At 55.0% G+C, this 12,623-nt stretch carries 11 protein-coding genes; 4 read left to right on the top strand and 7 right to left on the bottom strand.

All coding sequences use genetic code 11. The annotated features are described in order from the left end of the window. The first annotated feature begins 66 nt into the window (after nucleotides 1-66). Nucleotides 67-1,317 (top strand): dipeptidase, encoded by a 1,251-nt coding sequence (locus HKD42_RS08925; protein WP_170012592.1) that lies wholly within the window; start codon nucleotides 67-69, stop codon nucleotides 1,315-1,317. Between the two features lie 31 nt (nucleotides 1,318-1,348). Here the strand turns inward: HKD42_RS08925 and HKD42_RS08920 are convergent, their stop codons facing one another. The 3 genes from HKD42_RS08920 to dapD all read right to left on the bottom strand — a co-directional run bounded on the left by HKD42_RS08920 (nucleotide 1,349) and on the right by dapD (nucleotide 2,652). Beyond that, entirely contained in the window at nucleotides 1,349-1,579 is a 231-nt protein-coding gene (locus tag HKD42_RS08920) for a hypervirulence associated TUDOR domain-containing protein (RefSeq protein ID WP_170012590.1), read from the bottom strand. Between the two features lie 5 nt (nucleotides 1,580-1,584). Then, the gene (locus HKD42_RS08915) at nucleotides 1,585-1,737 is read right to left on the bottom strand and encodes a hypothetical protein (RefSeq protein WP_170012588.1); all 153 of its coding nucleotides are present in this window, start codon (nucleotides 1,735-1,737) and stop codon (nucleotides 1,585-1,587) included. A 75-nt stretch (nucleotides 1,738-1,812) separates the two neighbouring features. Then, nucleotides 1,813-2,652: a 2,3,4,5-tetrahydropyridine-2,6-dicarboxylate N-succinyltransferase gene (gene dapD / locus HKD42_RS08910; RefSeq protein WP_170012587.1), complete on the bottom strand. Its 840-nt coding sequence runs from the start codon at nucleotides 2,650-2,652 to the stop codon at nucleotides 1,813-1,815. 183 nt (nucleotides 2,653-2,835) lie between these two features. Here dapD and HKD42_RS08905 point away from each other — a divergent pair, with 183 nt between their 5' ends. Continuing rightward, on the top strand, nucleotides 2,836-5,220 hold the full coding sequence (locus HKD42_RS08905) for a S8 family peptidase (RefSeq protein WP_170012585.1): 2,385 nt from the start codon (nucleotides 2,836-2,838) through the stop codon (nucleotides 5,218-5,220). Between the two features lie 39 nt (nucleotides 5,221-5,259). On the opposite strand, the gene HKD42_RS08900 is transcribed toward HKD42_RS08905, so the two are convergent. The 4 genes from HKD42_RS08900 to HKD42_RS08885 form a co-directional block, all read right to left on the bottom strand. Continuing rightward, nucleotides 5,260-6,318, bottom strand: a complete 1,059-nt coding sequence (locus HKD42_RS08900; protein WP_170012583.1) for a phosphotransferase family protein — start codon at nucleotides 6,316-6,318, stop codon at nucleotides 5,260-5,262. Between the two features lie 152 nt (nucleotides 6,319-6,470). Continuing rightward, nucleotides 6,471-7,760 (bottom strand): acyl-CoA dehydrogenase family protein, encoded by a 1,290-nt coding sequence (locus HKD42_RS08895; protein ID WP_170012582.1) that lies wholly within the window; start codon nucleotides 7,758-7,760, stop codon nucleotides 6,471-6,473. 29 nt (nucleotides 7,761-7,789) lie between these two features. Continuing rightward, nucleotides 7,790-9,229, bottom strand: coding sequence for an MFS transporter (locus HKD42_RS08890; RefSeq protein WP_343042290.1), 1,440 nt, complete (start codon nucleotides 9,227-9,229; stop codon nucleotides 7,790-7,792). Next, nucleotides 9,226-10,071, bottom strand: a complete 846-nt coding sequence (locus HKD42_RS08885; RefSeq protein WP_170012580.1) for an SDR family NAD(P)-dependent oxidoreductase — start codon at nucleotides 10,069-10,071, stop codon at nucleotides 9,226-9,228. The genes HKD42_RS08890 and HKD42_RS08885 overlap by 4 nt, the downstream gene beginning before the upstream one ends. Before the next feature lie 203 nt (nucleotides 10,072-10,274). On the opposite strand from HKD42_RS08885, the gene HKD42_RS08880 reads away from it, so the two are divergent. Next, on the top strand, nucleotides 10,275-11,468 hold the full coding sequence (locus HKD42_RS08880; RefSeq protein ID WP_170012578.1) for an acyl-CoA dehydrogenase family protein: 1,194 nt from the start codon (nucleotides 10,275-10,277) through the stop codon (nucleotides 11,466-11,468). Between the two features lie 3 nt (nucleotides 11,469-11,471). Next, nucleotides 11,472-12,611 carry an acyl-CoA dehydrogenase family protein gene (locus HKD42_RS08875; RefSeq protein ID WP_170012577.1) on the top strand — a complete coding sequence of 380 codons (1,140 nt, stop codon included), beginning with the start codon at nucleotides 11,472-11,474 and terminating at the stop codon, nucleotides 12,609-12,611. The last annotated feature ends 12 nt before the right edge of the window (nucleotides 12,612-12,623 follow it).

Genomic DNA, 12,623 nt, shown 5'->3' with positions numbered 1-12,623 from the left:
TTCAACTGTCACCAATTGCGGTAGTGTCCATGCGATATCCTTAGGCTGATGTTCCGGAGACCGTAAATGAAAAAGCTCGCCATTTTGCCACTGATCGCACTGTGGGTAAGCCCTGTCTGGGCAGAAACACCAGAGGACGTTGCGGCTGCTGCGCTTGAAGCCGCTCCGATCTGGGATGGCCATAATGATGTTCCAATCCAGTTGCGTGCCCGATTTGGCAATGAAATTAACGCGTTCGATTTTGAAGATACTTCTGGCACTGGGGAAACGCACCCCGAAGGCCGAACAATGCACACGGACCTTGTGCGTCTGCGCGAAGGGAAAGTCGGCGCGCAGTGGTGGTCCGTTTACGTTTCCGCTTCGCTCAGCGAGCCGGAGGCTGTGCAAGCGGTTGTTGAGCAAATCGATGTAACCAAGCGTTTAATCGAACGCTATCCCAATGACCTTGCCTTGGCGCTGACAGCAGACGACGTCGTTGCGGCGATGGATGGCGGTAAAATCGCGTCACTGTTAGGAATGGAAGGCGGGCATTCTATCGGCTCAAGCCTCGCTGTTCTGCGGCAGACCTATGATCTTGGCGCGCGGTACATGACGCTGACGCACTCCAAGAATACCCCATGGGCGGATAGCGCGACAGACACGCCAGAACATGGCGGCTTAACGGAGTTCGGCAAAGATATCGTCCGCGAAATGAACCGGATCGGTATGCTGGTGGATCTCAGCCACGTCAGCGAAGATGCAATGAACGATGCATTGGACGTTGCAAAGGCACCGGTCATTTTCAGTCATTCTTCAGCCCGTGCAATCAACGGTCATGCGCGCAATGTGCCCGATGACGTCTTACGGCGGCTGCCCCAGAATGGCGGCATCATTATGGTGACAGCGGTTCCGGGATTTTTGAGCGAACCTGCCCGTAAATGGAATGCTGGCAGGTCAGCGGAGGAAGCGCGGCTAAAGGCTTTGTGGCAAGGTCAGCCCGAAGCAGTGGAGGCTGGGCTGGTGCTATGGGACCAAGAAAACCCGCTGCCGACTGCGGATATTGGCGATATGGCGGATCATATAGATCACGTTCGTTCGATCGCGGGTGTGGCCAGTATCGGTATTGGCGGGGACTATGATGGCATCCCCTTTGCCCCGGACGGGTTGGAAGATGTGTCTACATACCCCGCCTTGTTCAAAGAACTGGCGCGTCGCGGCTACACGCAAAACGAACTGGAGCAGATATCCTTCGGTAATATGATGCGGGTCATGCGGGCAGCGGAAGCATATAAGCTCAGCGTCGCTGATCAACCACCGATAGAAACCCGTATCCCCTAGCGCGGCAAACTATCTGCGGGTCTGGGCTAAGCTAGTCATTCGCCGCTTTCAGTTCGGACCCGAGCTTTAACACCTGATCTCCGCTGTCTTGCGTTACGAGGTAAGCAGGGTCATCGCTGTCGCCATTGCGGGTGACTTCCGTCCCCTGCAAAGTGCGCGTCACGCTGCGTTCAAACTTTTCGGCGATTTGACCTGTGCCTTCGCCGTCACCCCAGTTCCACTTCACGTACTGGTTCGTCTGAAACTTATTCGAATTCGCCATGCTGCTTACGAGGTTAGCGCTGGGATAATCCACACGATCGACATGGCGATCACCGCCCCAGTCAGGCTTATGCCGAGCACCCACCGCATGACGCCGTCTTTTTTACCAGCACTCGCCTCTTGTTCGGTTACGTGAATTTCGTTGCCTTCTTTATGCATAAAATCTTTCCCATTTGGTGTTGCGTTACAAAACCAATGGACTGTGCGAGCAACAGTTCCGAGAAAGCTATGCGATTAGTCGCGCAACAGCTCGTTAATTCCGGTCTTTGAGCGGGTTTGTGCATCAACTGTTTTAACAATTACCGCACATGCCAGCGATGGCCCAGGCGTGCCGTCTGGCAACGGTTTGCCAGGCAAGGCGCCTGGAACAACCACACTATAGGGCGGGATGTGACCGGTTAGAATTTCGCCGGTTTCACGGTTTACGATTTTGGTCGATTGGGTGATGAACACGCCCATCGCAACCACACTTCCCTCACCAACGATCACGCCTTCGACAATTTCGGAGCGTGCACCGATAAAGCAATTATCACCGATGATCGTCGGGTTCGCTTGCATGGGTTCCAGCACGCCGCCAATTCCAGCGCCTGCGGAGATATGACATCCCTCGCCAATCTGGGCGCAGCTTCCGACGGATGCCCATGTGTCGATCATGGTCCCATCACCAACATAGGCCCCGATGTTCACAAAGCTCGGCATCAAAACGACATTCTTGCCAATGTGGCTTCCTTGCCGGGCAATTGCACCGGGAACCACGCGGAAACCCGCTTCGCGGAATTGTGCGTCACTCCAGCCTGCAAATTTGGATGGCACCTTGTCAAACCCTGGCGCTCCGGCAGAACCGCCATCGATAATAGCGTTGTCGTTAAGGCGGAATGATAGCAGGACGGCTTTCTTTAGCCATTGATTGACTGTCCAACCGCCATTGCCATCGGGCTCAGCCACTCGGGCGCTACCATCGTCAATCATTGCCAGCGCCGCGTTCACAGCTTCGCGAACGTCCGCACTGTCTTGCGTGACATTCGCACGGTCTTCCCAAGCAGCATTGATGGTGTTTTCAAGAGTGGTGGTCATCACAGGCTCCGATAATAGAATTTCCCAGCGCCTAGCGGGGGACCAATCGCGCGGCAAGCGGTACGGATAGAAAAGCAACAGAAATCAGGCCGTTAATTTTGCCGCGAAACCATGTCTTTACCCGGGCCTGCAATTCATCCTATGCTCGCATCGCTTAGGGGTGGGTCAATAAGGATAGAAACCATGGTTGGTCCGCGTTCAGCCCAAATTGGATTTAAAATTGCTTCTTGCTTGGCCGCATTGGCTTTGCTGTCAGCTTGTGGTGGTGGGGGGAGCAGTGGTTCAATGGGTGGGCCGATCAGTGTACCACCTCCGCCTCCCCCACCTCCCCCACCTCCGCCGCCTCCTCCCCCACCACCCCCTCCGTCGGCGACGAACTTCGACACCGCTGAGTTCCGGCGATCTGAAGGGCCGGATTTTCACAATGCCGTATCTGCTTGGGAAGGTGGTATTACGGGAACCGGTTCTCTGATTGCGATTATCGACACTGGGATTGACCTTGATAGTCCGGAGTTCGACGGAAGGATTCACGTGGACTCTACGTCGGTGGCGGGCAACGGAACCGCGCAAGCGGAAGATAGTCATGGAACCAATGTCGCGTTGGTAGCGGCAGGTGCCCGCGACAATGCGGGTGCGTTGGGTATCGCATTTGATGCAGATATTTTGGCGCTGCGCAGTGATGAGCCTGGTTCTTGTTCAACAGATACAGACGATGCCCTTGATGGATGCTTGTTTAATGACCGTGATATTGCACGCGGCGTTGATCAAGCAGTTGCGTCTGGAGCGACGGTCGTCAATTTGAGCTTGGGTGGCGGTGCGCCGACATCTATTCTGCGCCAAGCGGTTGCGCGTGCTGCTGCGGCTGGTCTTGTCATTGTTGTTTCTGCGGGAAACGATGGAGATTCTACCGATGCGGGCATTGATCCTGATCAACCCGACCCGTTTGCTTCTGGTCTGCTCGCGGCAGGTGGCGGAAACGTCATCATTGTTGGCTCTGTTGACGAGGCCGGCGAGTTCTCGGACTTTAGCAATCGCGCGGGCAATTCAGCGTCCTCCTTTATTTCAGCCCGTGGCGAGGCAATTTGCTGCATTTATGAAGATGGTGAATTACGGGTCACGACTGAAGCAAATGGCGATCAGTTTATCACCCTTTTTTCCGGTACTAGTTTTTCTGCGCCGCAAGTCTCTGGCGCCGCCGCCTTGCTGGCGCAGGCATTTCCCAATCTAACCGGTGATCAGATCGTTTCGATCTTGCTGGATAGCGCTAGGGATGGCGGTACTGCTGGGACAGATGCTGTGTTCGGCGCGGGTATTTTGGACATTGCTACAGCCTTGGCACCTGGAAACGCCACTACTTTGGGCGGTTCCACCACACCGCTAGCCTTGGGCGATGATACGGGATTTGGCTCGGCCCCGATGGGGGATGCGCTTGATGGTGCCTCCCTCAACACTATTATCACCGATCAATATGGGCGAGCCTATTCATATGATGCCGGCAGCCGGTTGCGGGGGGCGGCGTCGCAGCAACGATTACAGGGTGTTGTCGAGGCTTCGGGCCGTCGGGTACGCGGGGGCAATGATGAAATCGCCCTGGCGTTTACGGTCGGGGACAGGCGCGGTGTCGCACCGTTGAACCAGCTTAGATTATCACCAATCGAGGCCGAACAAGCCAGAGTGATTGCTGCCAGAGTAGCCTTGAAGCTATCACCCGATACCGATGTGGCATTCGGCTTTGCAGAAAGCGCGAGTGGCCTGGTGGGTCAGCTTCAGGGGCAGAGTAGACCGGCATTTCTGATCGCCCGTTCGGCCATCGGAGATACCGGATTCTATACAACCAGTGACACGTCGCTTGCTGTACGTCGGCAAGTGGGAAGCTGGGGTTTAACGCTCAGCGCCGAAAGCGGCGAAGCCCTGCTGAGCCAGTTCCGGATCGAGAATGGCGTGCAAGAACGGCAGCGCGAGCAGCGCCCGGTTAGTAGCATCAGCTTCGCAGTCGATCGCCGTTTGGGTTCGTTGGAAACGGCGTTGAGCGCCACCGTCATGCAAGAAGATGAGACCATTCTGGGGGCATTCTTCCATGAAGCTTTTGGCGGGGCTGGGGCCGATACCATGTTTTTAGATGCAAACTTGGCGTATTCCCCTGCTGCTAACTGGCGTGTTGGCGGGTCATTTCGTCAAGGGTTTACCCGCGCCAAGCAGGCGGGTTTGGTTGCTTCTGGATCTGATTTCCAAAGCCAAGCCTGGTCGTTTGATGTATCGCGGCGGAATATTATCGGTGCGGGGGATACACTTGGGTTCCGCCTGTCACAGCCCTTGCGCGTGGTGAATGGCGGTTTGACGCTCAATTTGCCGATTGCGTATGATTACAGCACGGAAAGCGCCATCTTCGGCGATCGCTTCCTAACTTTGGCACCCGACGGGCGCGAGATCATGGGTGAACTCGCCTGGAGCGGCGCGGCCTTTGGCGGCGCGGCATCGCTCAGTCTGTTTTACCGTCGTCAGCCAGGGCATATCACCACCGCCCCCGATGACGCTGGAATGGCACTAAAATGGAATGTCGATTTCTAGAAGGCTGAGCTTCGCGGCCAGTCGAAGCTCGGCCTTTGGTCACATGCCGGCCTGTTTGGCAAAGTGATGCGCGCGCTGCACCAGCGGCAATACGCGGTCAGACATCTTTTTGGCGTGGGCACTGGACGCAGTACCATCGATCACCCGTTTCTTGATACCCTGAATAATGCCAGCCAGGCGGAACAGATTATAGGAGAAGTACCAATCCATCGGCGGCACGGGATAGCCGGTGCGCGCAACATATCTTTCGGTCGCTTCTTCCACTGTTGGAATGCCCAGGGCTTTCAAATCCAGTCCGCCTATGCCTGCACGGCCATCAACCGGGGTGATCCAATTGAGCATCAGGTAGCTAAAATCGCCAATCGGATCGCCGAGCGTTGAAAGCTCCCAATCCAGAACGGCGATGACGCGCGGTTCTGTTTTGTGAAAAATCATATTGTCGAGCCGGTAGTCACCGTGAACAATACTGCTGGCGTGCTGGGTCGGAATGGTCGTTGGCAGCCATTCGATCAGCTCGTCCATTTCAGGGATCACCTCTGTTTCCGACAGCTTATATTGCTTCGACCAGCGGGAAATTTGGCGCGCGCAATAGTCGGTCGGCTTGCCAAAGTCATCCATGCCAATGGCAGATACGTCTGCCTTATGAAGATCGGCCATGGTATCGATCATGGCGTTATAAATTTTGGTCCGCTCTGCATTGTCCGAAGCAGGCAAGGCCCCGTCCCACAGGCTGCGTCCATCGGCCATGCTCATAATGAAGAACATTGAACCCACAACATCTTTATCTTCGGATAGGCCATAAGCCTTTGGGACAGGGAAGCCTGTCGGCTCCAATGCGGCCATGGCTTTATATTCACGGTCGACAGCGTGCGCGCTTGGCAACAATTTACCGAAAGGCTGGCGCCGCAAGACATAGGACGTGGAGGGCGTATCGATCCGGTAGGTTGGATTGGATTGCCCGCCCTTAAACTTGGTCATTTTGATCGGACCAGCAAAACCCTCGACATTGGCCGCCATCCAGTCGGTTAGCTTGGCCTCATCCAACTTGTCTGCATCTGGCACATCGACAGTGCCGACCATCTCTTTTTCGTAGTCCATCAATACGCCCTTAGCCGAGTGCCATTACCGGGCACGCGATATTTCCAGTAAACAGTAGTCTTACCGCCGTTTCAGAACCAAGGCTCGCGCCAATGTCCTGATCCAGCAGATTTCTCTCCGGCATCGACCAGATGCCGGAGAGAACATTTAGATTAGCGCGTCGCGCCCATATCGCCTGAGCTCAACGCATCTGTTTCGCTTGGCACAGCGGCGTGCTTTGCGAATTCCATCCGCGCGATGGAACGTGCGTGGACTTCATCGGGACCGTCGGCGAGGCGCAAGGTGCGCTGATGGGCGTAAGCACTGGCCAATCCGAAGTCGCTTGATACGCCGCCGCCGCCATGGGCCTGAATCGCGTCATCAATGATTTTCAGCGCCATATTCGGGGCTTGAACCTTGATCATTGCGATTTCGGCTTTGGCTGATTTATTGCCAACCTTATCCATCATATCCGCTGCCTTGAGGCACAATAGACGGGTCATATCAATATCAATCCGGGCGCGGGCAATACGCTCTTCCCAAACGGAAAACTGATAAATCGGTTTGCCAAATGCGACACGCGACTGGAGCCGCTTACACATTTTCTCCAACGCTTCTTCGGCCACACCGATTGTCCGCATACAGTGATGGATACGGCCAGGGCCGAGGCGCCCTTGAGCGATCTCGAACCCGCGTCCTTCACCAAGCAGAAGGTTGGCCGCTGGAACGCGGACATCCTTCATTTCCACTTCCATGTGGCCGTGCGGGGCGTCGTCATAGCCGAACACAGGCAAGTGGCGGATGATGTTCACGCCGGGCGCGTCATTTGGCATCAAGATCATGGATTGTTGCTGGTGACGTTTCGCGCCCAGATCCGTTTTGCCCATCACAATCGAAATCTTGCAGCGCGGGTCGCCAAGGCCGGATGACCACCATTTGCGTCCGTTAATGACATACTCATCACCGTCGCGCTCAATGCGGGTCTCGATGTTGGTCGCATCAGATGATGCAACGGCCGGTTCTGTCATCAAGAAGGCAGAGCGAACCTCGCCGTTCATCAACTTACCAAGCCATTGGTCCTTCTGTTCCCGCGTGCCATAGCGGTGGAACACTTCCATGTTTCCGGTATCCGGTGCGGAGCAGTTGAACACTTCACTTGACCAGCCGATCCGGCCCATTTCCTCTGCACACAGAGCGTATTCGAGGTTGGTCAGGCCAGGGCCTTCAAATTCAAAAGTGTCATCAACGTGAGACAGCTGCCCTTGCGGGGGCATAAACAGGTTCCAGATACCCTGCGCTTTGGCCTTTGCCTTCATTTCTTCAATGATCGGGATGACTTTCCAGCGGTCACCTTCATTGTCTTGATCAATGTAGGTTTGCATATTGGGGCGGATGTTCGCTTCAATAAAATCGCGAACGCGGTCGCGCCAATGGGTCTGCCGTTCGTTAAGATCAAAATCCATGAGGTATCCTTTTCTGAGTCGGTAATTGTTTAGGGGTTTGCTGAGATGTCGTCGACATTGGTCATCAGAGTTCTTTCATTCAGTGCGACCACGCGCGCTTCATGCTCAGCCCGATCAATCGGGAAGCGATTGAGCCAGAATGCGGAGACGAGACCCAAGATGAAAATCAAGACGCAATACATTGAGATAAGCGCGTAGATTATATCGCGGTCGACGGTGCCGGGCGCACTTCCGATCGGGAATGCGGAAAGCGATAACATCCCGCCTGCGAGCATAATGCCCACACCCGTGGCGCTTTTCTGTACCAGCCAGTTGCCTGCGTAAAAGCTCCCTTCGGCGCGCCGGCCACTGCGTTCTTCAAATGCCTCGACAATTTCGGCGACCATCGAAGTTGCTGATATGACGGCGCTCACACCGGCTGCATTGCTGACGAAGATAAAGCTCATCAGCAATATAGCAGATGGCGTTGAACCGAGTTCCGGCCAATATCCAATGTAGTAAAAACCATATGGGATGAGCCAGAACGTCATCGATACCAAGGTCGTAATTCCGCCAGTACGGGCCTTGCCCCATCGCTTGTGCAAAGCGCCCAGACCAACAAATACGGCAACAACGCTGAAGAACAGGACGATTGGATAAAATTTGAACTGCGCCTCGTTCAATTCCCATACGAAGTAGTACAGGTAATTGGACAACGCGAAAGTCATGCCTTGACTGACATAGGCAGCCAGTGCCCCGGCCGCGAAGATCAGAAACGCCTTTTCCGAGAATGCTTCTTTGATTTCAGCAAAAGCGATTTTCAGACCGAATGGCGGGGGCCGGTCTTTGGGGTAGCCCTTTACGTGATTGTGCTGCCCGGCGGCAGAGATCAACACGAACGCCCCCATTACAACTGCGCCAAACAGGCCGTATTGTTCAAACCCTTCTCGGCTCACCAGACTGTCGGCTAGAAAGACCTGATATGTCAGGAACAGCATTACCAATCCGCCAGTCCAGCCAAATAAGAAGCGGAACCGAAACAGCGTGGTGCGTTCATCATAGTCTTTGGTGAGTTCCGGGACGAGTGCCATGGATGGAACTTCACAGGCTGACAGCAACAGCCTTACGCATATTGCGATGCCAAGGAGCATCCAAAAACTAGGGGTGCCATCCACCGGTGGTGCCCACAATATATACCAAGCCAACATAAGCGGGATGGGTGCAGCATATAACCACGGCAGGCGTTTGCCCCATCGCGTATAGGTGCGGTCTGATAGATTGCCGAGCAGTGGATCGATAAAGGCGTCAACGACCAAAGCAATGACCAGTGCGAGGCTGACCAGCCACGCCTCCATACCCAAAACCTGATTGTAGTAGAGAAGCAAAAATACCGAAAAGCCGTTATCTTTGATCCCGAATGCAACCGAGCCTGAGCCATTAAATAGCTTTATCCGGAGTGGTAACGGCTTATGCGGTGCCGGAATACTCACTGCTTGATTTGCTCCGCCATAGCGCGCAGGGCTTCGAACATATCCGGTTCATTGGCGTCCCAAGAATATTTCGGGCCTATCGTAATGCCGCCATCCACAACAATGGATGTGCCGTTTACAAATGACGATTCTTCGCTCGCCAGGAATGCCATCGCATTGGCAATGTCTTCTGATTGACCGCCGCGGTTCACAGGCTGTGCTCCGGCGGACATCGCGGCAACAGCCGCTTTGCCCATTTCGGCGTGTTCGCCAGTCAATTCCAACGTCGACGTGAAGATGTTGGTGTTGATGAAGCCCGGTTGGATCGCGTTGACCCGTATTTGATGTTTGGCCAGATCCGCTGCCGACATTTTCGTCAGATGCAAGACGCCAGCTTTTGCCACGGCATAGGCATTGGGGGAATATCCTGGACCGACCGCGGCGACGCTGGATGTGTTGATAATGGATGCGCCGGCCCGCCCGATCATATGGGGCACGGCATAGCGGATACCGAACGCGACCGATCGCAACAGCAAGTCCATGGTCCGATCCCAGCCTTCTGGCTCGATTTCGTCAATTGGCGCGCCATCGCCGCCCGCACCTGCATTGTTGAAGACGATATCGATCCCGCCAGTGTCGGCAGCTGCCCGGTCCATCAGTGCTTTGATATCCTCGGTGGAGGTTACATCGCATCGCTGGAAGACAATCGCACCATTGGATTGGGACGCCAATTCAGCCCCGCCATCTTCATCGATGTCAGCGGCGTAAACCGTCGCCCCTTCGGATGCCAGCAACAGAACTGATGCTTTGCCAATCCCCGACGCTGCGCCAGTGACTACTGCGGTCTTCCCTGAGAATCGCATCAACCTCTCCATTAGTTTTTTTATGCCACTAACTTACGGCAGGCAGTGGATGCGTCAACGCTTGTTTGCCTTACGTTACGGCATTCTGAGGCTGGAATATTTTGATTCCGCATACGGTTGCATGATGTTGCATTTTGCCCTTAACGTAAACGGCAACTGACAAGGGTTCTTGGAACCCTGTATATTTGGTCGAGAGGAAAGACATGGCTGATCTGGATAATTTTCGCACCGAAACACGTGCTTGGCTGGAGGCGAATTGCCCAGCTGAAATGCGCGAGCCCGCTCGTGATGAAAGCGATATCTATTGGGGCGGCCGGAAAGCTACCTTCAAGAACGATGCGCAAAAGGCGTGGTTCGAGGCGTGTGTGGCGAAGGGCTACACCGTACCGGCTTGGCCGAAGGAATATGGCGGCGCGGGGCTGAGCGCGGCTGAGGCAAAAATCCTGCGCCAGGAAATGGCTGCAATCAATGCGCGTCCGCCATTGTCGAGCTTCGGGATTTGGATGCTAGGCCCGGCGCTCCTGAAATTTGGTACCGAAGGGCAGAAGCAGCGTTTTCTTAATGAGATTGCCCGCGGCGAAATCCGCTGGTGCCAAGGTTATTCGGAGCCCGGTTCGGGCAGCGATCTGGTGTCCATGCAGACGTTCGGCGAAGATAAAGGCGATCATTGGGAAGTGAGCGGTCAAAAGATCTGGACGTCTTATGCCAACCATGCAGACTGGATTTTCTGCCTAGTGCGCACTGATAAGGCGGACAAATATCAGGGCATCACATTCATGTTGTTCGACATGGAAAGCCAAGGCGTCACGACTAAGCCGATTTTGCTGATCAGCGGGAGCAGCCCGTTCTGCGAGACATTTTTTGACGGTGTCGAAGTGCCGAAATCCTATGGTGATGATTGCCCTGGATTCGTCGGTGAAATCAATCGTGGCTGGGATGTCGCTAAGTATCTGCTTGGTCATGAGCGTGAGATGATTTCCGGAATGGGCGGGGGTGAAGGTACGGCTGCGATTGGCTCGGCGCTGAACCGCCGCGCGGGCAAAGACGGCGACAGTATTGATCCATGCCTTCGCGCAGAGCTCGCGATGTTCGATGTTGATGCGCTTTCCTTCACTGCGATGGGCGAGAAATTCATGGACGAGATGAAGGCTGGTAAAGGCCATCCTGCTCAACCGAACATGATGAAATATGTCGGCACCGAATTGAACAAACGCCGCCATGAATTGATGATGTCGGCTGGCGGATCGCGTAGCCTTGAATGGGAAAGCGACGAGACCAGCGGGGGCAAGCCATCACGCAATTGGCTGCGGACCAAGGCGAATTCAATCGAAGGCGGTACCAGCGAAGTGATGCTGAACGTCGTTTCCAAACGTATCCTCGATCTGCCAGGAGCCTGATCAATGCCACTGTATCACAATGAAGATCAGGCCATGCTGGCCGACACCGCTGCGCAATTCATGGCCGAAGAAGGCTCGATCAAGAAACAGCTGCGCCATTGGCGCGACACCGGGTGTAAAGACGGCTTTGGCCATGATCTGTGGAAGCAGTTCGCCGAAATGGGCTTTACCGGCATATTGGTGGGTGAAGATGATGGCGGTATGGGCATGGGCAATGTCGAAGCCGGCATTGTTCTGGAACAGATCGGCCGCAATCTGACACCGTCCCCTTTCCTGACAAGCTCGGTTCTGGCGGCAACCGCGCTCAACCATGCCAGTGCAGACCTTAAAGGGCGCTATCTGCCGGGCTTGCTGTCGGGTGAAAGCGTGTTTGCCATTGGCATCGATGAAGGCGGCAAGCACCGTCCGGAGCGGATCAGCACCAAGGCTGAAAAATCAGGCAACGGTTTCAAACTGTCCGGCCAGAAAGACTTTGTTATTCACGGGGCGAGCGCCGACATGATCATCGTCGCCGCGCGCACATCGGGCAATGATGATGATAATGATGGCATCACACTGTTCGCGGTTCCGAAAGACGCGGCAGGATTGGATCAAGACGCTGTCAAACTGGTTGATAGTTCAGTCGCAACGCATATGAAAATGAACGGCGTCGAACTGGATGGTGATGCGGTTATCGGCGAAGTCGATGGCGGGCGGGACATCCTCAACAAAGTGCTCAATGCTGGCCGCATCGGCGCAGCGGCGGAAGGCTGCGGCGTAGCCGGCGGCGCGATGGATATGACCATTGATTACCTCAAGCAGCGCAAGCAATTCGGCAAGCTTATCGGGGAGTTTCAAGCGCTCCAACACCGCGCCGCGCATCTATATTCCGAGGTCGAGATTGCCCGTGCGGTCACAATCAAGGCGGGCCAGCTGCTGGATGCTGATAGCGAGAAAGCCGATTTGATGGTGTCGGTTGCCAAAGCGAAAGTGGCCAAGGCCGCTGGTCTTGCGGTGAAAGAAGGCGTGCAGATGCATGGCGGCATCGGCATGACGGATGAATATGATATCGGCCTGTTCATGAAACGTGATCGGGCTTTGCAGGAATTTCTCGGTGATGCGTATTACCACGCAGACCGTGTCGCCCAGATGAGCGGTTACTAAGGAGCGCTGACT

The sequence above is a fragment of the Pontixanthobacter rizhaonensis genome, from assembly GCF_012972675.1.
Taxonomy (GTDB): domain Bacteria; phylum Pseudomonadota; class Alphaproteobacteria; order Sphingomonadales; family Sphingomonadaceae; genus Pontixanthobacter; species Pontixanthobacter rizhaonensis.
Note: the sequence above shows the minus strand (reverse complement) of the source record. Positions and strands in the feature narration are given on the sequence as shown.